The sequence below is a fragment of the Stackebrandtia sp. genome, from assembly GCF_035643755.1.
Classification (GTDB): Bacteria; Actinomycetota; Actinomycetes; order Mycobacteriales; family Micromonosporaceae; genus Stackebrandtia.
The window spans coordinates 1-22,045 of record NZ_DASQPW010000022.1 but is presented as its reverse complement, the minus strand read 5'-3'; the positions used below and the strand labels follow the sequence as shown (position 1 = coordinate 22,045).

Sequence of the window (22,045 nt, the reverse complement as noted above, 5' to 3'; positions counted from 1 at the left end):
CTGCTGGCGGCGATCCGCCCCGAGCGGGCCCGCGCCTTCGTGCCGGTGGCGCTGGTGCTGGCGCTGTGCCTGGCGGCCACCTCGGGGGTCGACCTGATCCGCGGCGCCACCGGGCTGGCCGACGAGAGCGGGCACCTGGTGGCGCTGGTGCAGGCCGGTCTGCTGTGCGCGCTGGGCCGCCACCAGCGGCGTCCCGAGCCCGCGGCCGGTCGCGCGGTGAACGCGTGACATGGGCGCCAAGCGAAGGCGCGTTGTCGTCCTGTGTGGAATACTGATCGGCCTGTGTGGAGCGCTGCTGCTTCCCGGCGCGGCGTGGGCGCACGCCACGGTGGTGTCGACGACGCCGAACGCCGACGCGATCGTCAACGCGGCGCCCGGCAAGGTCACCGTCACATTCGACGAACCGGTGTCGCCGGTGGCCGCCGACACCACGGTGGTGGCCCCCGACGGCTCGCCCGCCACCGCGGGCAAGGCCACAGTGGATGGCGACAGGCTGACGTATCGGCTGCGCGACCACCTGCCCAAGGGCACCTACCTGGTCAGCTACCGGGTGATCTCTGCCGACGGGCACCCGGTGCCCGGCGGCTTCACCTTCTCCTACGGCAAGACCTCCCCGCCGCCCACCGCCGTGGCGGGCGCCACCGGCACCGACCCCGTGGTGACCACATTGGTCATCGCCGACCGCTACATCGGTTACGCCGGACTGGCCCTGGTCTTCGGGCCCGCCCTGTTGTTGCTGGCCGCCAACCCGGGCTCGCGGCGGGGCGCGGCGAAACTGGTGATCGCGGGGCTGTCCACCGTCGCCGCGACATCCATGGTGGGGCTGTATCTCCAGGTTCCGTACACGGCGGGCAGCGGCCTGTTCGACATCAACGGCGGCGACGTCGGGGCGGTCCTGGCGTCACGGTTCGGCGGCGCGGCCATGGTGCGGCTCCTGCTGGTGCTCGTGGCTGTTCCGCTGCTGCATCCCTTTCTGACGGGGCGATCCAGCGGGCTGCCGCGCGGTTGGCTCGGTCTGCTCGGCGTCGCGCTGGCGGCCACCTGGTCGTTCTCGGGCCACGCCACCACCTCGCCCGCGCCGCCGCTGACCGTCCTGTCCGACACCGTCCACATCGCCGCCGTGGCCACCTGGATCGGCGGGCTGGTGACCCTGGCGCTGTTCGCGCTCAAGCGATCCCGCGTCGCCGAGGCCGAGAGGCTGCTGCCGGTGTGGTCGCAGTGGGCGACGTGGCTGGTGGCGGCGCTGGCCGTCGCCGGGCTCGCCCAGGCGCTGATCAATGTGGGCACCGTGGGAGCCCTCGTGTCCACGACGTACGGGTGGCTGGTGATCGCCAAGCTCGGGCTGTTCGCGGTGCTGCTGGGCACCGCCGCTTTGGCACGCACCGCGGTGGGGCGCATCGGTTCCGGGGAGGTGGTCGCGAGGGTGCGGCGCCTGGTCGTCACCGAGCTGTCGGTGGCGGCATGCGTCCTGGGGGTGTCGGCCGTGCTGGTGCAGACGATCCCGGCGGCCACGGTGACGGGGGCGTCGGCGGCGTCCCAGCAGCGCACCGACACCGACAAGACACTCGGCGGCGACCTGTTCACATTGCAGTTCGAGATCGACCCCGGGCGGGTGGGACGCGACACCGCCCACGTCTATCTGTTCAAGAAGGACGGCGTGACCCCGTTGCGCCCCAAGGAATGGAATGGCACGTACGGCCTGTCCTCCGGCGGTGTCAACGCCGTGGACATGGACCTGTCGGTCCTAGCGCCCAACCACGCCAGCGCCACGGTGAATCTGCCGAAGAAGGGCGACTGGAAGTTCAGCTTCACGATCCGAACCACCAAATGGGACGAAGACACCGTGTCGACGGTGGTCTCCATCAAATGAAAGGGAATCAATCCATGAAATCCATGGTTCGCCGGGCGGCGACCGTCGTGGGGGTGGCCGCCGCGGCGGTCCTGGCGTGCGCGGCACCCGCGTGGGCTCACGTCACCGTCAACCCCGGTTCCGCGGCGGGCGGCGACTGGGCCCGGGTGGACTTCCGTGTCCCCAACGAGTCCGACAAGGCGGTGGCGACGAAGCTCGAGGTCAGCCTCCCGGCCGACCACCCGCTGGCCTCGGTGGAGACCGCGGCGGTGGAGGGCTGGAAGGTCACCACGTCCACGCGCAAGCTGGACAAACCCCTCGACATGGAGGGGCGCAAGATCTCCACGGTGGTGTCCAAGATCACCTGGACCGCCGACAGCAAGAAGACCGGGGTCCAGGTCGGACAGTTCGCCGAGTTCCCCGTCAGCCTCGGCCAGCTCCCCAAGAAGGGAAGCCTGGTCTTCAAGGCGATCCAGACCTACTCCGACGGCGATGTCGTCCGCTGGATCGACCTGCCCAAGAAGGACGGCTCGGAGCCGGAGAACCCCGCCCCGGTCCTGACCATCGACTCCGCCGCGGCAGACGGCGACGGCTCCGCGGCCGCGTCGTCCAAGGACTCCGGCGACTCGGCGCCGACCGTGATGTCGGCGGTGGCGCTGGGCCTCGGCGTGGTCGCGGTGGTGGTCGCGGCGCTGGCGTTCACCCGGGCGCGGCGGCGCCGGGAGGACTAGACGAAACGGCGGCCTCCCTCTCGCCTTCGGCTTCGCGTTTGGCCAGGTCAACGCGGCTTTGAAGGGTTTACGAGGGAGGCCGCCTCGTGGCCGACTCGCTATCCGCCTACCCCAAGACGGGCGATTCGGCCGGTACGGGAACGACCGGGTGGGCGATCAGTGCCAGTGGTGCCAGTGGTGGTGGCACCATCCGCCGATCGTGACGAGCAGTCCTGCACCAATTGAGACCAGCATGTCGCTTCCTCCCTTGAAAGCCCTGGTGGGCCGTGCGATACCGATCTGTTTCACGTCCGTCTCTTGCGGACGCCACATCACAGTATGGGTGGGAAGCCGAATCGACAGTCTAGAATCCGACAAAGCAATACATATGAATATATGTGGGGATTTGTGGTGGTCGGGTTGATGTCGGACCCCCAGGAGGAAAGCGTAGAATGGATCGCTCGCTTTTTTCGCCTAGGAGACCCGTGACCGGCCAATCCACCCAGAAGTCAACGGTGCGCGACGCCGAAATCGCCGCCGAACAAGCCCACGTCGACGTGGTGTATCGCCGCTTGGAGGAGCTGCGCACCGCCGCCACCCGCCGGGAACGCGCCGGCTACGAACACCGCTCCGCCGCGGTGCCCGGCGCCCAGTTCGAACGGGACGTGTTCGTGTACAACGCCGCCAAGCGGGTGGCCGACATCGACGCCCAGCACGAGGGGCTGGTCTTCGGGCGGCTGGACTCCGACGGCGGGAAGGTCAGCCACATCGGGCGGCTCGGGCTGCGCGACGCCGCCTACCGCCCCCTGCTGCTGGACTGGCGGGCGCCCGCCGCCGCGCCCTTCTACCAGGCGACACCCAGCGACCGCAAGAAGGTGGTGCGCAGGCGGGTGATCCGCAGCGTCGGCCAGCGCGTCGTCGACGTCACCGACGACCTGCTCGACGCCGACACCACCGACATGCCCGTGGTGGGCGACGGCGCCCTGATGGCGGCGCTGACGCGCAAGCGCACGGGGCAGATGCGCGACATCGTGGCCACCATCCAGGCCGAACAGGACGCCGCGATCCGGGCGCCCGGACGCGGCGCCACCCTGATCAGCGGCGGGCCCGGCACCGGCAAGACCGTGGTGGCGCTGCACCGCGCCGCCTACCTGCTGTACTCCGATCGGCGTCGCTTCGAGGGCGCGGGCATCCTCATCGTCGGCCCGTCGTCGGTGTTCATGAAGTACATCGAGCGGGTGCTGCCCTCGCTGGGGGAGGACGCCGCCGCGCTGTACTCGCTGGGGGATCTGTACCCCGGGGTCGAGGCCACGGCCCGCGATCGCTCGCGCGTCGCGACCATCAAGGGCTCGGCGCGGATGCGCAAAGTGCTGTCGCGCGCCGCCCGGCTCCGCCCGCTGGACGCGCCCCGACAACTGTCCATCGTGTACAAGGGCGAGGTGCTGCGCCTCGACGCCGCCGAGCTGGACGAGCTGCGCCGCGCCGTGCACGCCAAGGGCGCCAAGCCCAACGCGGCCAAGACCGAGGCGGGCCGCGCCCTGCTGGTGGCGCTGTGGCGGCTGGCCAAGCCCCGCATCGAGAACCTGGTGCCCGCCGAGTTCTCCCGGGAACTCGGCTCCCGCAACGAATTCCTCGGCTTCCTCGACAAGTGGTGGCCGATACTGAAGCCCACCGACGTGCTGCCCACCCTGTCCGACCGCGACCGCCTGGCCGCCGCGGCGGCGGGCGCGCTGTCCCCCGCCGAGGTCGACACCGTCGCCGCCTCGCTGGGCGGCGAGTACACCGTGTCCGACGTGCCGCTGCTGGACGAGCTCAACCAGCTGCTGGGCCGCCCGCCCCGGCCACCCTCCGAGCGCTCGAACGGCGGGGTCGCCGAGCTCAGCACCACCCAGGACCGCCACTTCACCCGCGCCGCGCGCGCCCACCGCGGCGCCGACTACGACGAATACGCCCACATCATCGTCGACGAGGCCCAGGACCTGTCGCCGATGCAGTGGCGGATGCTGGGCCGCCGGGGACAACTGGCGGGCTGGACGATCGTGGGCGACGCCGCCCAGTCGAGTTGGCCCGACCCCGCCGAGTCCCGCGCCGCGCAGCGCCACGCCCTGGGCAGCGGCCCCCGCCACCGCTTCCACCTGAGCACCAACTACCGCAACTCCGCCGAGATCTTCGACTACGCCGCCAACATCATCCGCCGATCGGTCCCTGACGCCGACATCCCCGACGCGGTGCGCCACACGGGAACCGACCCAATAATCACCACAGTGGGCGATAGGGCCTCGCTGGCCCCCGCGGTCGCCGCCCGCGCCGCCGCCGAACTGTCCGAGGTCGAGGGAACCGTCGGCGTCATCGCCTCACCCCGCATCCACGGGGCCCTGGCCGAGGCGCTGTCCGATGACCCCCGCATCTCGCTGGTGGGCCCGCTGGAGTCCAAGGGCCTGGAGTACGACGCGGTCGTGATCGCCGACTTCGACGGCCTGGTCGACGAATACACCATCCGCGTCGGCTACGTGGTCCTCACCCGCGCCACCCAACGACTGGTGAGAGTGGATGTCGCCTGAGACGTCCGAATACCTCCCGGCCCACGGCACATGCGGTCGGGGGAGTCGTCCACGCCGGCGCCGTGGTCATCGGCGGCGGACCCGCGACGCCATCGGGCAGATCAGGCGTTCAATGAACACCGTGCCGCCGCCGTGACGGTGTGGCGCATCAGCAGCATGGTCGTCACGGGGCCGACGCCGCCGGGGACGGGGGTGAGCGCCCCCGCCCGGGCGGCAACGGACGCGGCGTCGACGTCGCCGACGAGGCCGCCGTCGTCGGTGGGATTGGTGCCCACGTCGATGACGGTGGCGCCCGGCTTGACGTAGTCGGCGGTGACCATGGCGGCGCGGCCCACGGCCGCGACCAGGACGTCGGCCTCGGCGCAGACCGCGGGCAGGTCCTCGGTGCGGGAGTGGCACACCGTCACGGTGGCGTGCTCGGCCAGGAGCAGCATCGCGGCGGGCTTACCCACCACCATGGACCGTCCGATGATGACGGCGCGCTTTCCCTTCAGCGGCACCGATTCGCGTCGCAGGATCTCGGCGACCGCCGCGGCGGTGGCGGGTGCGAAGGTGTCGAGGCCCGCGGCGAGGCGGCCCAGGCTGGCGGGGTTGGCGCCGTCGACGTCCTTGGCCACCGCGATGTGCTCGCCGACCTCGGACAGGGAGATGCCCGCGGGAAGCGGGGTCTGGCAGATGATCCCGTGCACCGCGTCGTCGGCCGACAGCGCGTCGAGCCGCTTGGTGAGGTCGGCGGCCGTGGGCTCGGAGAGGTGGACGGTGCGGCACTCGACACCGACGCGACCGGCCGTGCGCTCGATGGAGCGCACGTACCAGGCGGTGGCGTCGTCGTCGGTGGGGACCACCACGGCCAGGGTGGGCGTGGTTCCGTTGGCGCGCAGGGATTCGGCGTCGGCGCTCACCTCGGCGCCCAGGGCCTTGGCGATGGCGCGCCCGTCGATGTCGCGCATCAGCCCTTGATCCTCTCGGCGACGGTGGCCACGATGGCGTCGGCGTTCATCAGCGCGTCCAGGTGGCGCTCGAGTTCCGCGGCGATCGAGTCGCGGCGGTTGGCGTCCTTCATGGACGACAGGTTGATCTCCACGTTGATGGAGGCCGAACGCAGGCCCGCCCGCGCCGAGTCGGCGGCGACGGCCACATCGGACAGCACGTTGGCGTTGGCGCCGTCCATGATCCGCCCCGCCAGGGCGATCACGTCGGCCGACACCGCGGCGATCCGCAGCGGCACCTCGGCGGCGCCCACCAGGGCCCGCTGGATGGACTCGCGGCGGGTGTCCTTCTGCTCGTCGGTGTTCTTGGGCATCCCGTAGGCGCCCATCACCTCGGTGAACGCCTTGGCGTCCTCCTCGGCCAGCCGCAGCGCCTCGCGCCGCAGCTCCTCCGACTTGGACAGCACGTCGGTCATGGTCAGCTCGTGCTCTTTGTACTTCGGCTTGCCGATGGTCAGGTTGCACACCATCGACACCAGGGCCGCGCCCGTGGCGGCGTTCAGCGCCGCGGCGGCGCCACCGCCGGGTGCGGGGGCGGCCGAAGCCAGCCTGTCGAGCCACTCACCGATTGCCTCATCTCGCATGGGCCGACGATATCGGCCCGACGCCCGTCGGGTGCGCGGTGGTGTGCGCGTTGTGACAGGCCCTAGGCCGGGGTCTCGGTGCGCGGCCGTCCGACCCCGCTCAGCGACCTGTCGAACACCGTCACCGCCAGGAACACCACCGCCGCGGCCAGCATGAACCACGCGAGCTGGTGCATTCCGGGGGTGTCGGCGCCGTGGCGCAGGAACGCGGCGTTGGCGGCCGAGGCGGCGATCGCGCCGAGATAGGTGAAGGTGCGCAGCAGGCCCGCGCTGGAGGCCAGCCGCGCCGCGTCGGCCTGGAAGTAGACGGCGTTTTGCATCGCGAGGCTGTTGAGGCCCTGGGGAATCCCCGCCGTCAACGCCACGATCACCAGCGCCCACAGCGCCGTGGACGAGCCCGTGAACAACAGCAGCGTGATCGCGACGACCTGTCCGAGGCCGCCGATCAGCAGCTTGCCGCGCACGCCCGCGCGGCGGCCCGACACCACCGACACCACGATGCCGGTCCCGAACAGCGGCAACAGCAGCAGGCCCGTGGTGGAGGCCGACAACCCGCGCCCGTCCTCGAGCCACTGGGTGTATCCATAGAGGAATCCGTAGGCGACGATCATCGCCAGCAGGTTGCGCCCGTACGTGGCCAGAAGCGGCAGGTTCCCGCCGAACAGCCGCAGGTCGATGAACGGCTGCGCACAGCGCAGCTCCCGCACGGTGAACCCGGCGCCCGCGGCCAGCGCCAGGCCCGCCAGGTACAGCGTGGACAGGTGCGGGTTCATGACGAACAGCAGCAGGCTGACGAGCATGAGGGTGAACAACGCGATGCCCCACAGGTCGATGCGCGCGTCGGGGCGTTGGCTCTTTTCGGTGCGCGGCAACAGCAACCAGCCCAGGATCAGGCAGGCCGCCGACAACGGAATGTTGACCGCGAAGGTGGCGCGCCACCCGCCGACGCCGATCAGGAACCCGCCCAGGGACGGCCCGATCACCGCGACGGTCTGGTTGGCGACCGCCAGCATGGTCAGCACGCCCGCGGGGCTGTCCTGTCCCGTGCGCCTGGCCTCGCTGCGGATCAGCGACATGGCCGCGGGGTAGCCCGCGCAGGTGCCCACCCCCAGGATCACGCGCGCGGCCACCAGCACCCCCAGGTGCGGCGCGGTCACCCCGAGGATCCCCGCGATCCCCGTCAGGCCCGTGCCGATCAGGTACAGCGGGCGCGGTCCGTAGATGTCCACCAGGCGACCCACGACGGGCTGGCCCACGGCGGTGGCGACGTACAGGCCGGACACCAGCCACGCGGTCGCCGACGGCGCCGCGCCGAAGGCCACGCCGATGGGCACCAGCGCCACGGCGATGATCGAGGAGTTGATGGGGTTGAGCACCGACCCCAGCAGCATGGGGGCGACGAGTCTGCGGTCGAAACCGCTGCGGGCACGGGGAAGGGCGGGGGCCTCGGTCATGGGCGGATGACTCTGTCCACAATCGCCAGTGCCTCGACGAGCAGGCGGCGCTCGGCCTCGCTGCACCGATCCTGGATCTGGCGCGACAGCCACTCCTCCCGCTGGCGGCGGCTGCCGCTCATCCAGTCCCGCGCCTCGTCGGTCAGCAGGATGCGCTGCCGTCGCCCGTCGTCGGGGTCGGGCTCGCGGCGGATCATGCCGCGCTCGTCCAGTACGCCCAGAGTCGCGGCCATCGACTGGGGGCGCACGCCCTCGGCGGCGGCCAGGGACGCCGCGGTGGCGGGTCCGTCCTTGTCGAGGCGGCTGATCACCGAGGTCTGCGAGGGCGTCAGCTCGCTGGAGTCCGAGACCTCGCGGGCGCGGCGCCGCAGCCGACCCACCATGACCCGCAGCTCGTGGGCGGCGCGGGTGGCGGTGGGGGAGATGTCCGTGGTGGCGTTCATACCGTCCACGCTAAATTCATCAGGTAAGACTGTCAAGTTTCAACTGATCAGTCTGGACTGTGTGATTCGACACCCCCCGCCGCGGCGAACATCAACACCGCCGCGGCCACCGCCACGTTGAGCGAGTCCGCGCGACCCCGCATCGGGATCGACACCAGCGAATGCGGATGCTCGAACCAGGCGGGGCCGATCCCCTCGCCCTCCGAACCGACCACAATGGCCGTGCGCCCCGCGAAACTCCCGTCCCGATAGGTGGTGTCGGCGGCGGGACTGGCCAGGTGGACGACGAAACCGCCCGCGCGGCACCACCGCGCGGCCGCCTCGACGCTGTCGAACTCCAGCACGGGGGTGGTCAGCACGGTCCCGCGGCTGGCGGTGAACACCGCCGCCGCGTCGACGCGGGCGCGGCGATTGGTCAACGCCAGCGCGGCGCCGCCGCAGGCGTCCACCGTGCGGATCAGCGTCCCGAGATTCCCCGCGTACTCCACCCCGTCGGCGATGAGCACCAGGGCGTCGGGACCGAACCGCGAGGCGTCGAAACCCCAGCGGGGCAAGCGAACCAGCGACGCCAGGCCGCCGCCGCGACGGCGGTGCGTCACCCGCTCCATGGTCCTGGCCGACACCTCGAACGCCGCGCCCGCCGTGCGCGCCACGGCGCGGGCCAGCGAAGCGTCGCCGCCCAGCTCGGGGCACCACAGCACGGTGTCGACGGCGGCGGACACGTCCAACAGCAGCCGATGCGCCCACCGGCCCTCCACCACCACCATCCCCGGCGGCGGCGCGATGCACGACTGGATGCGCGGATGGCGCGCGGCAACATGGGAAAAGGGCATGACGGGCTCCGAGCTCGTTCACCAACGGGGAATCGAAGGCGTGTCACATACCCATGCGCGGCAGCCTAGGCCCGCCGCCGCGCTCCCGCCAAGCGAATTTCGCACGCCAACGCGTGTGGCGACATTCACGCCGTCCTACCCTGTGAAACGCCCGTGGGACCTGCGCGTTCGCCTGAGCGGGGGCCGTAAGCTATCGGCGTGACTCCCGATTGGCACAAGCTGCGTAATCCTGGACTCATCCCCGGCGAGACCGACGCGGATGCTTCGACCGCGCGCGCCGCCGAACTCGGCCTGGACCAGTGGCGAAACCTGCCGCGGGACCAGATGCCGCCCTGGGAAGACTATTCCGAAGTGGACGACGTCGTCAGCGTCCTCAACGCGGTCCCCCCGATCGTGGCCCCGTACGAGGTCGACGAGCTGCGCGACCAGCTGGCCGAGGTGTGCGCGGGGCGGGCGTTCCTACTGCAGGGCGGCGACTGCGCCGAGACCTTCGTGGACAACACCGAGGGCCACCTGCTCGGCCTGGCGCGCACCCTGCTGCAGATGGCGGTCGTGCTGACGTACGGCGCGAGCATGCCCGTGGTCAAGCTGGGGCGGGTGGCGGGCCAGTACACCAAGCCGCGCTCCAGTCCCCTTGACTCCCTTGGACTTCCGACCTACCGCGGCGACATGATCAACTCGCTGGAGGCCACCGCGGGGGCCCGCGTCGCCGACCCGCAGCGGATGATCCGCGCCTACGCCAACGCCGCCGCGGCCATGAACATGCTGCGCGCCTACCTGTCGGGCGGCATCGCCGACCTGCGGGCCGTCCACCACTGGAACCGCACCTTCGTGCGGCAGTCGCCCGCGGGCGAGCGTTACGAGGCGATCGGTCGGGAGATCGACCGGGCCCTGGCGTTCATGGACGCCTGCGGCGTCGACGACGACGCCCTGCACACCGTCACGATGTTCGCCTCCCACGAGGCGCTGGCCCTGGAGTACGACCGCGCGCTGACGCGGGTCAACCGCGGCAAGGCGTACGCGCTGTCGGGCCACTTCCTGTGGGTCGGGGAGCGCACCCGTCGCCTCGACGGCGCGCACATCGACTTCGCCTCGCGGATCACCAACCCGATAGGCTGCAAGATCGGCCCGTCCACCTCCGCCGACTGGGTGCTGGAGGCGTGCGAGAAGCTCAACCCCGACAACGCCCCCGGACGCCTCACCCTGGTGTCGCGGATGGGGAACCAGAAGGTGCGCGACGTGCTGCCGACCATCGTGGAGAAGGTGCACGCGGCGGGCCGCCAGGTGATCTGGCAGTGCGATCCCATGCACGGCAACACCTTCGAATCGGCCAGCGGCTACAAGACCCGCGACTTCGACCGCATCGTCGACGAGGTGCTGGGCTTCTTCGAGGTCCACCGCGGCACGGGCACCCACCCCGGCGGCATCCACATCGAACTGACGGGCGCCGACGTCACCGAATGCCTCGGCGGGGCGCAGGCCCTGGCCGACTCCGATCTCTCCCAACGCTACGAGACCGCGTGCGACCCGCGGCTCAACACCCAGCAGTCGCTGGAACTGGCGTTTCTGGTCGCCGAGATGTTGAGGCATTGACCATGGCGCCCGCACCGATCCACTGGAAGCTCGTCGTCGACGCCCTCGACCCGCACGCGCAGGCCGACTTCTGGGCGCAGGCGCTGCGCTATACCGCCGAGGACCACAGCGTCCTCATCGGACAGCTGCTGGAGGCGGGCGCCGTCCCCGCCGCCCTGGTGATCGAGCACGACGGTCGGCGCGCCTGGCGCGACGCCGCCGCCGTCCGCCACCCCGACGACCCGTCCGACGCCACCAGCGGCGTCGGCCTGGGCCGCCGCATCCTGTTCAACCGCGTCCCCGCCGCCGAGATCAAGACCACCAAGAACCGCCTCCACATCGACCTCCACGGCCCCAGCGGCGAGCGCGACTCCGAGGTCAAGCGCCTGGAAACCCTGGGCGCCAGGGTGATCCAGCACGTGACGGAGCCCGCGGGCGAATGGGTCGTCATGGCCGACCCCGAGGACAACGAGTTCTGCGTCCACTGACGAGTCGAATCGGCGTCACGGGTGCATCGACGCGCCCTTGACGACGCGGTCGACGGCGTTGCGGGGGCCGTACACCGCGATGCCCACCAGGTCGAGCTTGTCGCCGGCCACCGCGCGCACCGCCGCGCGATTGTCGCGGTCGTTGCCCGTGGAGAACAGGTCGTGGGTGAACACCGCCGTGGCCACGCCGCGGCGCACGGCGCGCTGGTGGGCGGTCGTCAGGGTCGCGCCGTCCGCCTGGAACACCAGCACGGGCTGGCGGAACATCGGCAGATACCGCGTGCCGTCGGCGTCCGCGTAGGGCTCGCCGATCACCTCGCCGAAGCGGGAGCCGATGCCGCTGGTGAGAAACGCCGTCACGTTGAGGCGCTGCCAGGCGGCCAGGTCGTCGCGCAGGATCACGGCCAGCTTGGTGTCGAACCTGATTTCCGAGTTGTCTGAGGTCACGCCCCCACGATCTCGCACGCGACGGCCGCGATCTTGTACGTTCTTTGCATGGTTGGCGCGAGCGCGGTCACCGCGTGGCGTCCCGCCGTGGCGGGCGTCGCCGAGGTGCTGCACGCGCGGTTCACCGACCACGCCTACCCGATGCACACCCACGATTCGTGGACGCTGCTGATCGTCGACGCGGGCGCGGTGCGCTACGACCTGGACCGCCACGAGCACGGGGCGCCCCGCGACATCGTCACCCTGTTGCCGCCGCACGTGCCGCACAACGGGTGCTCGGCGACCCCGCGCGGTTTTCGCAAGCGCGTCGTCTATCTCGACGCCGACGCCCTCGGCGACGGCCTGATCGGGCGGGCCGTGGACCACCCCGAATTCTCCGACGCGCCGATGCGCCAACACATCGACCGGCTCCACGCCGCCCTGCTGTCGCCCGGCGACGAGCTCGCCGCCGAGGCGCGGCTCGTGCTGGTGCTGGAGCGGCTGCGCCGCCACCTCCGGCGATCCGACGCCCCGCCGACGGTGCCCGACCCCGCCAGCGCCGCCCGCCTGCGCGACCTGCTGGACGACCGCGTCGTCGACGGCGTCACGCTCGCCGAGGCGTCCGCGCTGCTGCACCACCACCCCGCGCATCTGGTGCGCGCCTTCGGAGGGCGCTTCGGGATGTCGCCGCACCAGTACCTGATCGGGCGGCGCGTCGACCTCGCCCGCCGCCTGCTGCTGGACGGCGTGCCCTCGGCGAGGGTGGCGGCGCGGACGGGATTCTTCGACCAGGCTCATCTCACCCGCCACTTCCGACGTGTGCTGGGCACCACGCCGTCGCGATTCGCCCGCTCGAGCCCGGGCGTTCTACTGTGATGCGCATGCCGATCGATCTGCGCTCCGACACCGTCACCCGCCCCACCCCCGCCATGCGCCAGGCCATGGCCGCCGCCGAGGTCGGCGACGACGTGTACGGCGAGGACCCCACCGTCACCGCCCTGGAGTCCACTGTGGCTAACCTATTGGGCAAGCGGGCCGCGCTGTTCGTGCCGTCGGGAACCATGGCCAACCAGATCGGCATCCAGCTGCTGGTGTCGCCGGGCGAGGAGCTGTTGGCCGACTCCGACGCGCACGTGGTCTCGCATGAGGTGGGCGCCGCCGCGGCGCTCGGCGGCGTGTCCACCCGCACCTGGCCGACCCGGGGCGGGCGCCTCGACGTCGACCTGGTCGCCGACTTCGTCCGCGAAAGCGTCGGCTACCACACCGTGGCGACCAGGGCGGTGGCCGTGGAGAACACCCACAACCGCGGCGGCGGCACCGTCGTCGGCGTCGATACCCTGCGCGACCTGCGTGAACTGGCCGATGCCAAGGGCCTCGGCCTCCACCTGGACGGCGCCCGCATCTGGAACGCCCACGTCGCCACGGGCACCCCGCTGTCCGACCTCGCCGCCCCCTTCGACACGGTCTCGGTGTGCCTGTCCAAGGGCCTGGGCGCCCCCGTCGGCTCCCTCATAGCGTCCACAACGGACAACATCGAGCGGGGCCGCCTGCTCCGCAAGCGCCTGGGCGGCGGCATGCGGCAGGCGGGAATCCTCGCCGCGGCGGGCATCCACGCCCTCGACCACCACATCGACGGCCTCGCCGCCGACCACGCCCGCGCCCGCCGCCTGGCCGAGGCGCTGGAACCCTTCGGCGCCACCGACGCCTCCCGCGTGGTCTCCAACATCATCCTGCTGACGATCCCCGACATCACCGCGCTGGCCACCGCGGCCGCCGAGCGCGGCGTCCTGATCTCGGTGATGGGCTCCGACTCGGGGCGCCTGCTGACCCACCTCGACGTCGACGACGACGGCATCGACCAGGCGATCAAGGTGCTCACCGAGCTGCTGTCGCGGGTGTGACGCACATCCGACGTTCGGGGGATGGCCACGGCGCCGCGCGACGGGTTACCTTAGGTGAGCCTTTGTTAGGAGAGGCTTACCTAGGAGGGACCGCTCGGTGTACGTCTGCATCTGCCACGGCGTGTGTGAAAAAGAGGTGCGGGGCTGCATCCAAGAGGGCGCCCGCACCGAAGACGCCGTCGGCGACGCGTGCGGCGCGGGAACGGGCTGCGGCAACTGCCTGGAGCGGATCGCCGACCTGCTGGAGGCAGAGTACGGCCCCGCGGCCCTGACGGCGGGCTAGTACGAAAGCTCGCGCAGGTTGATGTCCAGTTCGAATGGCTCGGGGAGCTTGAGTTCGCCCGCGGGCTCCGCCTCGACGACCAGCCGATACTTGCCCGACTCGTCGAGTCGGTGCAGTTCGCCGCGAAAACCCGCGGGGGTTTCCTGGACGATCAGGTACCACTCGATGCCGCCGTCGGCGTAATCGCGCATCTTGTCGCCCCACTCGTCCCTGCTTCCTGGCGACACGACCTCGCCGACCAGGAGCAGGTTCGCCGACGGGATCGGACGCCCGTGCTGCGGCTCGCGCAGGATCAAAAGGTCGGGTTTGCGGATGCAACGGCTATCGCATCCACAATAGACGTCAACCCCCATGTTCACCTGTGGCCGATGCTTGACCGTCTCCCTGAAAAGAAGAACGAGCTCTCCGCTGGCGTACATGTGTTCTGGCATGGCACTTGGAGTCATGATCAGGTTCCCATCGTGGAGTTCGACGGACACCTCAGTGGGAATGGTCTCGAATTCATCAAGCGTCCACTCGCCCGTGTGGGACATCAGCATCTTGCCCAGCTGGAACTCGGGGGTTAGGCGAATCTGGTCCTGCTCGATCATCATCGTCACGGCTCCTCTCTTATGGCACGGCGAATCTTAGCCAAGCCTGACCTATTTTAGGGTTTCCTGACGTCTTGTCCGTTTTCCCGTTTCCGTAGCGTGTGACGCGTTCATGATCTAATGAGACGAGGAGGCGACCATGCGAGGCGACAAGCAGGTCATCGAATTCCTGAACGAGCAGTTGACCGCCGAGTTGACCGCCATCAACCAGTACTTCCTGCACGCCAAGATGCAGGACAACTGGGGCTACACCAAGCTGGCCAAGCACACCCGCGCCGAGTCGCTGGACGAGATGCGGCACGCCGAGATCCTCACCGACCGCATCCTGTTCCTCGAGGGACTGCCCAACTACCAGAAGCTCTTCGCCCTGCGCATCGGCGAGAACGTCCCCGAGATGTTCCGCAGCGACATGCAGATCGAGGTCGAGGCGGTGGATCGGCTGCGGCGCGGCATCGAGTACATGCGCTCGATCCACGACGTCACCTCGGCGAAGCTCTTCGAGGGCATCCTCGCCGACGAGGAGGAGCACATCGACTACCTGGAGACCCAGCTCGACCTGATCGAGAAGCTGGGCGAGCCGATGTACCTGCAGACCCTGATCGAGCAGCCCAAAGACGAGTAACGGGGACTGGCTGCTGATGGGGGCGGTGGGGTGCGGGGAGCCCTTGTCGGCGCCGTCGGCGGCCATCCACCAGCCCGCCGCGCCGACCAGCAGCAGCGCGATCGTGACCAGCGCCAGGCGGCGGAGTCGGCGCGGGCGGGACACGGGCCGCGGGTGGCGAGTGTTGCCCGCGCGGCGCAGGACCCCGTCCATTGCGGACACCAGCGTGTCGGCGTCGCGGAAGCGGGCCGTCGGGTTGCGGCGGGTCGCGCGGACCACCATCGAGCACACCGGCGGCGGCAGCTGGGGCAGCAGGGTGGCGGGGGACGGGACGGCGTGGTCGACGTGCAGCCGCGCCACCCGCGACGGATTGGGGCCGTCGAAGGGGACGGCCCCGGTGAGCAGCTCGTACAGCACGATGCCGATGGAATAGACGTCGGTGGCGGGGGTGGCGGGTCCGCCGGTCATGATCTCGGGGGCGACGTAGGCGGCGGTGACCAGCAGCGGGGCGCGGCGGGTCTCGGCGACGTGCGCGGCGCGAGCCAGCCCGAAGTCCACCACCTTCACCGTGCCCGAGCGGTCGATCAACACGTTCTCGGGCTTGATGTCGCGGTGCACCAGGCCGATCCGATGCGCGGCGGCGACCCCGGCCGACAGCTGGCGGCACACTGCCAGCGCCCGCTCCAGGCGGAGGCGGCGGTGCGCGGACAGCTCGTCGCGCAGGGTGCGGCCGTCCACGAACTCCATCACCACGTAGGGCAGGTTGCCGTGATGACCGCGGTCGAAGACGCCGACCACGTTGGGGTGGGACAGGCGGGCGATGGTCTTGGCCTCGCGGCAGAACGCCTCGGCGAACGCGGGGCGGGCGGCCAGGGTGGCGTTGATGACCTTCACCGCGACCACGCGCTCCAGCCGGGTGTCATACGCCCGGTACACCCGCGCCATCCCGCCCGAGGCCAGCGCGGCGTCCACCCGGTATCGGGAGTCTATGAGCTCGCCGACCAGCGGATCGTCCACGTACGTTTCCCCCACAGTGGGGAGTCTATGGCGTGGAAGCGCGGCGGATGCGCCAAACGGGCGGCGCGTCAGCCTTCCGCGGTAATCAGTCCAATATGGTTCGTGAAGCTGAAGGCGCCGTCGCGGTCGATCGCGGAGGCGATCTCCGCCGCCGCGTGCCCCAGCACCGCGTCGAAGACGGCGTCGTCGACGCCGCGCAGCGCGCGGGTGGAGTCCAGGAAGTCGACCAGCGGCGCCGCCGTGGGGACCACGGTGACACCCGTGAAATCCTCGCGCCGCACCCGCCGAAAGTGCGCCCCGGCCAGGTGCTCCACCTCATCCAGCGACAGGAAGGCGTCCCGGCGGAACCGCCCCGCCGCACCGGGAACCCGCAGCGCGGCGCGCTCCCACAGGCCGTTGAACTCGGCCTTGTCGGCGTCGGCGTTGCCGGCGATCACGACCCGCCCGCCCGGGCGGCACACCCGGGCCAGCTCGGCGACCGCGGCGTCGGGATCGGGAACGTGGTACAGCATGTGCAGGGCCAGCGCCGCCGCGCAGGAGCCGTCGGGAAGCGGCAGCCGCGTCGCGTCGGCGACCAGCGCGGGCGCGCCCGCCGCGCGGGCCATTCCCGGCGACAGGTCGATCGCCACCACGGTCGCGTCGGGGCGTTGCCGCCGCATCGCCCGGGTGTAGGCGCCGTCGCCGCAGCCCACGTCGACGCGCGGCCCGCCGGGGGCGTCGGCCAGGCGCGCCATCACCTCGTCCACCAGCGCCAGCGGGGGACGCCGGTACTGGTAGATCGACTTTCGGGTCAGCAGGTGGCGTTCGTCGGCGTACGCCTTGCCGCGCAGGTCTTCGCGGTCGGTGAAGCTGGCGTGGGATGGCACGGCGTCCTCAGCGGGTGAAGAAGAGCATCGGGTTGTGGTCGCCGTCGTGGACGGGGGCGTCGATGCCGAGCTCGCGGCGCTTGGCAACGAGGCGGCGGTGCGCCTCAGGTGCGGCGCGGCGGGCGACGGTGAAATAGTCGATGTCGTTGGCGCGCAACCACTTCAGGAGCACGCTGCCCTCGGTGAACGGCAGGGGGCGACGCAGGTGGAACACGTCGTGGACGCTGACCGGGGTGCCCGGTACCACCCGCGGCAGCACCGACGCCAGGTACCACTTGGCGAAGCGCGCGGTGTGGGCGGCGTCGATGAACAGGTACCCGATGTTGGCGGGGAGCCGGTCGAGACCCTCGCGCATGTCGCCGTGGACGAAGCTCCAGCGGTCGCAGGTCAGCTCCTTGGGAACCGCGCGGGTGGCGGCGTCCACCCGGTCGAAGCTGTGCAGCCGTCCGTGATCGTTGTCGCGCAAGGCACGCAGCAGCCAACTGGTCGACCAGCCGTGCAGGCAGCCGATCTCCACCACGTGGGCGGGCCGGGCGTTCCTGATGCGCAGGTAGGTCAGCTCGGCCTCGAGGTCGTCCAGCTGGGCCCGCATCGTGGGGCGGGCGGCGCGGTGTTCGCGCTGTTCCTCACGCACCCGGCGCAGGTCGTCGGCGTAGGTGTCGTACCAACCCAGCAGCTCGTCGATGGCGTCGCCCGCGGCGTCGGTGTGGGTGGTGCGGGTCGGACCTTCAGGCATCCCAGCACTCTAGGCGCTGCCGCCCGCGGAGCGGGTCCCGCGTTGGGGGTAACCCGACGGCCCGGGCGGCCTCAGCTGCTGGGCGAGCCGCCGTCCTCCGAGGTCGGAGGGTCGGTGGGCGTGGGGGAGTCGGTGGGCGACGGCGTGTGGGTCGGGTGGGGGGTCGGATGATGCGTGGGTCGGTGCGAGGGCGACGACGGCCGGGAATGGGACGCCGAGGAGCTCGGCGACTTCGACGAGCTCTTCGAGCCGTCGGGAATCCCGAACTGGTCGGTGTTGTCGCCCCGGCCGGGGCCGTTGCCGTCCTGCCCGGCCATGCCCGCCTCGCCGATGTCGCTGGACGGCGAGGAGTCGACCCCCGTGGGACGGGTGCCGTTGGCGCCCGTCGCGGCGGCCACCCCGAGGGACAGCACCACCACCACGGCCGTCCCCAGCAGCGTCAGCACCGCCATCATGCGGGCCCGTCCCGAATGGCGCAGATCGTAACGAAGCGAGCGCAACAGCCCGGCGATCTCGCGGGACAGTCTCATCAGGTTCATTCCCTTCGGCGCGGACCGGCGGCACCCCAGCCGCTGTGCGTCCGCGGTCAACTCGTGATGCGGATCGCGCCCGTCAACGCAACGGCCGGGATGGAGGAGATCCGACGACGATGCGTTGGCGAGCGGCTACAGGGTCCAACGAGGCCGCGCGCGAAAGGTGGCTGCGCGGTACCTCTCGCGGGTCTCAAATCGTCTCAACGGACGGCCGGTCATCGGCCGAAAGGCGGAATCGCTACAGGTGGCGGCGGACGGCGGCCTCGGCGAGCTCGGTGAGCACCTCGGTGGCCCGGGGCTCCAGCAGCTGCTTGGCCTCGCGCAGCGCCGCCGCCGCCGCCTCGGCGAGGCGATCGATGCGTTCCTCCGTGGCGGCCAGCGCCCCCGTGTCGCGGATGACCGCGCGCAGCGCCTCCACCCCGGCGTCGTCGAGGTCGGGGTCGCCGAGCCGCGAGTCCAGGACGGATCGCTGGGCGCCGTCGGCGGCCCGATAGGAGCGGGCGATCAGGAAGGTGTGTTTGCCCTCGCGCAGGTCGTCGCCGGCGGGCTTGCCGGTCTGGGCGGGGTCGCCGAAGACGCCCAGGACGTCGTCGCGCAGCTGGAAGGCCTCGCCCAGCGGCAGGCCGAGCTCGGAATACGTGGCGCGCACGTGTTCGGAGGCTCCCGCCAGCGCGGCGCCCATCAGCAGGGGGCGTTCGATGGTGTACTTCGCCGACTTGAAACGCGCGACCTTCAGCGCCCGCTCCACGGTGGTGTCGCGCTCGGCCTGGGTGAGGACGTCGAGGTACTGGCCCGCGCTCACCTCGGTGCGCATCCAGTCGAAGTCGACGCGGGCCGCGGCGACCGCGTCGGCGGGCATGCCCGCGCCGGTGAACATCTCGTCGGACCAGGTCATGGCCAGGTCGCCCAGCAGCAGGGCGGCGTTGTCCCCGAAGTCGCGCGCCGACCCCGACCAGCCCGATTCGGTGTGGCGGGTGGCGAAGCGGCGGTGCACCGACGGCTCGCCGCGCCGGGTGTCGGATTCGTCCATCAGGTCGTCGTGCATCAGCGCCGAGGCCTGCAGCATCTCCAGCGACGCCACGCAGCCCACCACCTCGTCGCTGTCGGCGCCGCCGGCGCCGCGATATCCCCAGTAGGCGAACGCGGGACGGATGCGCTTGCCGCCGCCGAGCACGAAGATCTCGGCGGCCTCGCACACCGGCGCGAGCGCGGCGTCGATCCCGGTGAGCCGACGACGCTGCTCGGCGAGAAACGCCGTCAGCGCGGTTTCGATTCGGGCGCCGAGATTCGCGTGGTCGATCGGTCCTGGCACGGATCCGACGGTACGGGGACGCACCCCCGCACCCGCCGCTGGGGCCGCATGATGGGACGCGGGCCGCGCCCTGGGCCGCCAGCTGCGCCGACGGTTAGGGTTGAGGGGTGACTCTTGGTACGCCCTCCGTGATGCCCGGCCACCCCGCGGCGATCTCCGATCTGCTGCGGGGCACCGACCCGACCTTCTCGTTCGAGTTCTTCCCCCCGAAGACCGAGCGCGGGGAAAGGGTGCTGTGGCAGGCGATCCGCGAGCTCGAGTCGCTGCAACCCTCCTTTGTGTCCATTACGTACGGCGCCGGCGGTTCGAACCGGACCTCGACGGTGTCCACCACGGACGCCATCGCCGCCGAGACCACCCTGCTGCCGATGGCGCACGTGACCGCGGTGAACCACTCGGTGGCGGAGCTGCGCAATCTCGTCGGCCACTTCGCCTCCGGCGGCGTGCGCAACATTCTGGCGCTGCGCGGCGACCCGCCCGGCGATCCGCAGGGGGAGTGGGTGGCGCACCCCGACGGCCTGCGTTACGCGGCCGAGCTGGTGGAACTGGTGAAGTCCGCCGGGGACTTCTGCGTCGGCGTCGCCGCGTTCCCCGAGAAGCACCCGCGCAGCCCCGACTGGGACACCTGCACCCGCCACTTCATCGACAAGTGCCGCGCGGGCGCCGACTTCGCCATCACGCAGTTCTTCTTCGACTGGCGTGACTGGGTTCGGCTGCGCGACGCCGTGGAAGCCGCCGGCGTCAACGTCCCGATCATCCCCGGGGTCATGCCGGTCACCAACGTCAAGCAGATCGAGAAGATGGCCCAGCTGCAGGGCTCCGAGTTCCCGTCCGACCTGGCCGACCGCCTGCACGCCGTCGCCGACGACCCCGAGGCGGTGCGCGCCGTCGGCGTGGAGGTGGCCACCGAGCTGGCGCGCAAGCTGTTGGACGAGGGCGCCCCGGGCATCCACTTCGTGACCCTGAACAAGTCCAGCGCCACCCGCGAGATCTGGCAGAACCTCGGCCCCGTGCCCGTCGCGCGCTCGTGACAGCGGCGCCTCGCTGACCCACCGCCCGGTCCGGATCGGAACGGGGAAGACCGAACCGGGCGGCGGCCCCACCGGCGGGTCTAGTTGGCGGTGCCCCCGTCGTCGGCGCCGTCATCGCCGGTCGAGGCCCCACCGCTGCCGGGGTCGTCGTCGGCCTTGGACACCGAACCGTCCTGGGCGTTGACGTCCACGTACTTCACCGTGCCGTCGCCGCACGTCATCTCGATGTTCCACATCGGAGTCTGGCCGCTGTCGTACAGCAGGGCGGCGGTCACGTCGCAATCGGACTGATCCGCCGTGGCGGCGTCGGCGGCGTCCTTGACGTCCACACTGACCGACGAGGAGGCGGCGGTGGAATCGTCGGTGCCGCCGTCGTCGGCGAAGGCCGCGCTGCTGGTGGCCACCGCCGCGCCCGCCAACACCATGCCGGTGACGCCGGCCAGAAACCAACGCCGATGCTTGGCCACAAAGGAGGTGTTCATGATGGATCCTTTCGAACAGTGTGCCGGATTTTCCGACGCCGCCCATCATGCGCAACGCCGCCTGAACCCACGCTTAAGAGCGCTGAAGCCTCCTTCAGACTCCTCGACAACCCCAGGGCCACAACACGAGTGGCGTCGCACAAATCTGTGCGACGCCACTCGTGTGTCCTTTCCCTACGGTTCCTCGGGCTCCAACAGCAGCCGGGCGTAGTTGGCCATCGAGCGCTGATAACGCGGCAGATGGGGCGCCAGCGCGCCCACCACAAGCGACACCGCCTCCCGCTCCCTGCCCACATCGGTCAGCGCCAGGGCGAGGACGGCCTTCACCGCGTCGTCCAGGTGGTCCGACCCGGAGTTCATCTCGGCGGTCAGCAGCTCCACGGCCTGGTCGGGGTGGCCGACATTGCGCAGGGAGCTCGACATCTGGATCACCGCGCGGCGGCGGCGCTCCCCGGGCACCTTCTTGTCCAGCGCCTCCCGATACAGCGGGATCGCCTGGTCGGGGTGGCCGGTGGAATCCCAGGCCGCGGCGCGCTCGAAGTCGCCCAGCCCGCTGTCCTCACCGGCCTCGGCGGCCAGGGCGGCGACCCGGTCGCGAAATTCGGCGGGCTCGTGGTCGTCGATGGAGGCCCACAGGGCGACGCTGCGGCGCTCCCAGTCGGGGTTGATCTCGGTTTCCGTCATGATCACCATCCTGGTGGGGCGGCTAGGCTCGATGCCAGTGATTCGGCGAGCGCCGAATCTTTCGGGACCCGAGGAGGGCGTCATCGCGGTCACCCTGCGC

Annotated in this window: 24 protein-coding genes and 1 pseudogene; 11 read left to right on the top strand and 14 right to left on the bottom strand. The window is 71.0% G+C overall.

All coding sequences use genetic code 11. The features are described 5' to 3' along the window. The 4 genes from VE172_RS01745 to VE172_RS01730 form a co-directional block, all read left to right on the top strand. Positions 1 to 228 (top strand): hypothetical protein (locus VE172_RS01745; protein ID WP_324796254.1); only part of this gene is annotated, 228 nt, incomplete at its 5' end. 1 nt (position 229) lies between these two features. Further along, complete coding sequence (locus VE172_RS01740; RefSeq protein ID WP_324796252.1) at positions 230 to 1,870, top strand: copper resistance CopC/CopD family protein; 1,641 nt, start codon at positions 230 to 232, stop codon at positions 1,868 to 1,870. Between the two features lie 14 nt (positions 1,871 to 1,884). Then, complete coding sequence (locus VE172_RS01735) at positions 1,885 to 2,580, top strand: YcnI family protein (protein ID WP_324796250.1); 696 nt, start codon at positions 1,885 to 1,887, stop codon at positions 2,578 to 2,580. 464 nt (positions 2,581 to 3,044) lie between these two features. Next, entirely contained in the window at positions 3,045 to 5,120 is a 2,076-nt protein-coding gene (locus VE172_RS01730; RefSeq protein WP_324796247.1) for a HelD family protein, read from the top strand. Positions 5,121 to 5,221: 101 nt separating this feature from the next. Here VE172_RS01730 and VE172_RS01725 read toward each other — a convergent pair whose 3' ends face one another. From VE172_RS01725 to VE172_RS01705, 5 genes are all read right to left on the bottom strand, one after another. Then, positions 5,222 to 6,070 (bottom strand): bifunctional 5,10-methylenetetrahydrofolate dehydrogenase/5,10-methenyltetrahydrofolate cyclohydrolase, encoded by an 849-nt coding sequence (locus VE172_RS01725; RefSeq protein WP_324796244.1) that lies wholly within the window; start codon positions 6,068 to 6,070, stop codon positions 5,222 to 5,224. Then, positions 6,070 to 6,693: a cyclodeaminase/cyclohydrolase family protein gene (locus VE172_RS01720; protein WP_324796241.1), complete on the bottom strand. Its 624-nt coding sequence runs from the start codon at positions 6,691 to 6,693 to the stop codon at positions 6,070 to 6,072. Before VE172_RS01720 ends, VE172_RS01725 begins: the two co-directional genes overlap by 1 nt. A gap of 62 nt (positions 6,694 to 6,755) precedes the next feature. Continuing rightward, positions 6,756 to 8,147, bottom strand: coding sequence for an MFS transporter (locus VE172_RS01715; protein WP_324796238.1), 1,392 nt, complete (start codon positions 8,145 to 8,147; stop codon positions 6,756 to 6,758). Next, positions 8,144 to 8,590 (bottom strand): MarR family winged helix-turn-helix transcriptional regulator, encoded by a 447-nt coding sequence (locus tag VE172_RS01710; RefSeq protein WP_324796235.1) that lies wholly within the window; start codon positions 8,588 to 8,590, stop codon positions 8,144 to 8,146. The genes VE172_RS01715 and VE172_RS01710 overlap by 4 nt, the downstream gene beginning before the upstream one ends. A gap of 47 nt (positions 8,591 to 8,637) precedes the next feature. Next, a complete protein-coding gene (locus VE172_RS01705) occupies positions 8,638 to 9,423 on the bottom strand; it encodes a TrmH family RNA methyltransferase (RefSeq protein WP_324796232.1) in 786 nt (261 codons plus the stop codon). Between the two features lie 237 nt (positions 9,424 to 9,660). Between VE172_RS01705 and VE172_RS01700 the strand changes: the two genes are divergently transcribed. Both VE172_RS01700 and VE172_RS01695 read left to right on the top strand, forming a co-directional pair. Then, a complete protein-coding gene (locus tag VE172_RS01700; protein ID WP_414715051.1) occupies positions 9,661 to 11,016 on the top strand; it encodes a class II 3-deoxy-7-phosphoheptulonate synthase in 1,356 nt (451 codons plus the stop codon). Between the two features lie 2 nt (positions 11,017 to 11,018). Further along, positions 11,019 to 11,483: a VOC family protein gene (locus tag VE172_RS01695; RefSeq protein WP_324796226.1), complete on the top strand. Its 465-nt coding sequence runs from the start codon at positions 11,019 to 11,021 to the stop codon at positions 11,481 to 11,483. A 15-nt stretch (positions 11,484 to 11,498) separates the two neighbouring features. Here VE172_RS01695 and VE172_RS01690 read toward each other — a convergent pair whose 3' ends face one another. After that, positions 11,499 to 11,930, bottom strand: a complete 432-nt coding sequence (locus VE172_RS01690; RefSeq protein WP_324796224.1) for a DUF2000 domain-containing protein — start codon at positions 11,928 to 11,930, stop codon at positions 11,499 to 11,501. A gap of 48 nt (positions 11,931 to 11,978) precedes the next feature. On the opposite strand from VE172_RS01690, the gene VE172_RS01685 reads away from it, so the two are divergent. The 3 genes from VE172_RS01685 to VE172_RS01675 all read left to right on the top strand — a co-directional run bounded on the left by VE172_RS01685 (position 11,979) and on the right by VE172_RS01675 (position 14,093). Further along, positions 11,979 to 12,785, top strand: coding sequence for a helix-turn-helix transcriptional regulator (locus tag VE172_RS01685; RefSeq protein ID WP_324796221.1), 807 nt, complete (start codon positions 11,979 to 11,981; stop codon positions 12,783 to 12,785). Positions 12,786 to 12,790: 5 nt separating this feature from the next. Continuing rightward, positions 12,791 to 13,810, top strand: coding sequence for a threonine aldolase family protein (locus VE172_RS01680; protein ID WP_324796218.1), 1,020 nt, complete (start codon positions 12,791 to 12,793; stop codon positions 13,808 to 13,810). A 97-nt stretch (positions 13,811 to 13,907) separates the two neighbouring features. Next, on the top strand, positions 13,908 to 14,093 hold the full coding sequence (locus tag VE172_RS01675) for a (2Fe-2S)-binding protein (RefSeq protein WP_324796216.1): 186 nt from the start codon (positions 13,908 to 13,910) through the stop codon (positions 14,091 to 14,093). Here VE172_RS01675 and VE172_RS01670 read toward each other — a convergent pair. Then, positions 14,090 to 14,686, bottom strand: a complete 597-nt coding sequence (locus VE172_RS01670) for a Uma2 family endonuclease (protein ID WP_324796214.1) — start codon at positions 14,684 to 14,686, stop codon at positions 14,090 to 14,092. The genes VE172_RS01675 and VE172_RS01670 overlap by 4 nt on opposite strands. Positions 14,687 to 14,822: 136 nt before the next feature. On the opposite strand from VE172_RS01670, the gene bfr reads away from it, so the two are divergent. Continuing rightward, positions 14,823 to 15,305, top strand: coding sequence for a bacterioferritin (bfr, locus tag VE172_RS01665; RefSeq protein ID WP_324796258.1), 483 nt, complete (start codon positions 14,823 to 14,825; stop codon positions 15,303 to 15,305). A gap of 309 nt (positions 15,306 to 15,614) precedes the next feature. Here the strand turns inward: bfr and VE172_RS01660 are convergent. The 5 genes and pseudogenes from VE172_RS01660 to VE172_RS01640 all read right to left on the bottom strand — a co-directional run. Further along, positions 15,615 to 16,256: pseudogene (locus VE172_RS01660) on the bottom strand (protein kinase domain-containing protein); the annotation flags it as partial. A 113-nt stretch (positions 16,257 to 16,369) separates the two neighbouring features. Then, positions 16,370 to 17,167 (bottom strand): class I SAM-dependent methyltransferase, encoded by a 798-nt coding sequence (locus VE172_RS01655; protein ID WP_324796212.1) that lies wholly within the window; start codon positions 17,165 to 17,167, stop codon positions 16,370 to 16,372. Between the two features lie 7 nt (positions 17,168 to 17,174). Continuing rightward, entirely contained in the window at positions 17,175 to 17,903 is a 729-nt protein-coding gene (locus VE172_RS01650; RefSeq protein ID WP_324796209.1) for a class I SAM-dependent methyltransferase, read from the bottom strand. A 71-nt stretch (positions 17,904 to 17,974) separates the two neighbouring features. After that, positions 17,975 to 18,433, bottom strand: a complete 459-nt coding sequence (locus VE172_RS01645) for a hypothetical protein (RefSeq protein WP_324796206.1) — start codon at positions 18,431 to 18,433, stop codon at positions 17,975 to 17,977. A gap of 241 nt (positions 18,434 to 18,674) precedes the next feature. Beyond that, positions 18,675 to 19,748 carry a polyprenyl synthetase family protein gene (locus VE172_RS01640; protein ID WP_324796203.1) on the bottom strand — a complete coding sequence of 358 codons (1,074 nt, stop codon included), beginning with the start codon at positions 19,746 to 19,748 and terminating at the stop codon, positions 18,675 to 18,677. Positions 19,749 to 19,855: 107 nt separating this feature from the next. On the opposite strand from VE172_RS01640, the gene metF reads away from it, so the two are divergent. Next, on the top strand, positions 19,856 to 20,779 hold the full coding sequence (metF, locus tag VE172_RS01635; protein ID WP_324796201.1) for a methylenetetrahydrofolate reductase [NAD(P)H]: 924 nt from the start codon (positions 19,856 to 19,858) through the stop codon (positions 20,777 to 20,779). Between the two features lie 80 nt (positions 20,780 to 20,859). Here the strand turns inward: metF and VE172_RS01630 are convergent, their stop codons facing one another. Together VE172_RS01630 and VE172_RS01625 are read right to left on the bottom strand one after the other, a co-directional pair. After that, positions 20,860 to 21,261 (bottom strand): hypothetical protein, encoded by a 402-nt coding sequence (locus VE172_RS01630; RefSeq protein ID WP_324796199.1) that lies wholly within the window; start codon positions 21,259 to 21,261, stop codon positions 20,860 to 20,862. Between the two features lie 174 nt (positions 21,262 to 21,435). Then, positions 21,436 to 21,945: a tetratricopeptide repeat protein gene (locus VE172_RS01625; RefSeq protein ID WP_324796196.1), complete on the bottom strand. Its 510-nt coding sequence runs from the start codon at positions 21,943 to 21,945 to the stop codon at positions 21,436 to 21,438. Positions 21,946 to 22,045 lie beyond the last annotated feature (100 nt).

Excerpts from the sequence above, each read along its gene's own strand:
- VE172_RS01740 (WP_324796252.1), top strand. The coding sequence starts at position 230 with ATGGGCGCCAAGCGAAGGCGCGTTGTCGTCCTGTGTGGAATACTGATC.
- VE172_RS01735 (WP_324796250.1), top strand. The coding sequence starts at position 1,885 with ATGAAATCCATGGTTCGCCGGGCGGCGACCGTCGTGGGGGTGGCCGCC.
- VE172_RS01725 (WP_324796244.1), bottom strand. The coding sequence starts at position 6,070 with ATGCGCGACATCGACGGGCGCGCCATCGCCAAGGCCCTGGGCGCCGAG.
- VE172_RS01720 (WP_324796241.1), bottom strand. The coding sequence starts at position 6,693 with ATGCGAGATGAGGCAATCGGTGAGTGGCTCGACAGGCTGGCTTCGGCC.
- VE172_RS01715 (WP_324796238.1), bottom strand. The coding sequence starts at position 8,147 with ATGACCGAGGCCCCCGCCCTTCCCCGTGCCCGCAGCGGTTTCGACCGC.
- VE172_RS01710 (WP_324796235.1), bottom strand. The coding sequence starts at position 8,590 with ATGAACGCCACCACGGACATCTCCCCCACCGCCACCCGCGCCGCCCAC.
- VE172_RS01705 (WP_324796232.1), bottom strand. The coding sequence starts at position 9,423 with ATGCCCTTTTCCCATGTTGCCGCGCGCCATCCGCGCATCCAGTCGTGC.
- VE172_RS01695 (WP_324796226.1), top strand. The coding sequence starts at position 11,019 with ATGGCGCCCGCACCGATCCACTGGAAGCTCGTCGTCGACGCCCTCGAC.
- VE172_RS01685 (WP_324796221.1), top strand. The coding sequence starts at position 11,979 with ATGGTTGGCGCGAGCGCGGTCACCGCGTGGCGTCCCGCCGTGGCGGGC.
- VE172_RS01680 (WP_324796218.1), top strand. The coding sequence starts at position 12,791 with ATGCCGATCGATCTGCGCTCCGACACCGTCACCCGCCCCACCCCCGCC.
- VE172_RS01670 (WP_324796214.1), bottom strand. The coding sequence starts at position 14,686 with ATGATGATCGAGCAGGACCAGATTCGCCTAACCCCCGAGTTCCAGCTG.
- bfr (WP_324796258.1), top strand. The coding sequence starts at position 14,823 with ATGCGAGGCGACAAGCAGGTCATCGAATTCCTGAACGAGCAGTTGACC.
- VE172_RS01650 (WP_324796209.1), bottom strand. The coding sequence starts at position 17,903 with ATGCCTGAAGGTCCGACCCGCACCACCCACACCGACGCCGCGGGCGAC.
- VE172_RS01645 (WP_324796206.1), bottom strand. The coding sequence starts at position 18,433 with ATGAGACTGTCCCGCGAGATCGCCGGGCTGTTGCGCTCGCTTCGTTAC.
- VE172_RS01630 (WP_324796199.1), bottom strand. The coding sequence starts at position 21,261 with ATGAACACCTCCTTTGTGGCCAAGCATCGGCGTTGGTTTCTGGCCGGC.
- VE172_RS01625 (WP_324796196.1), bottom strand. The coding sequence starts at position 21,945 with ATGACGGAAACCGAGATCAACCCCGACTGGGAGCGCCGCAGCGTCGCC.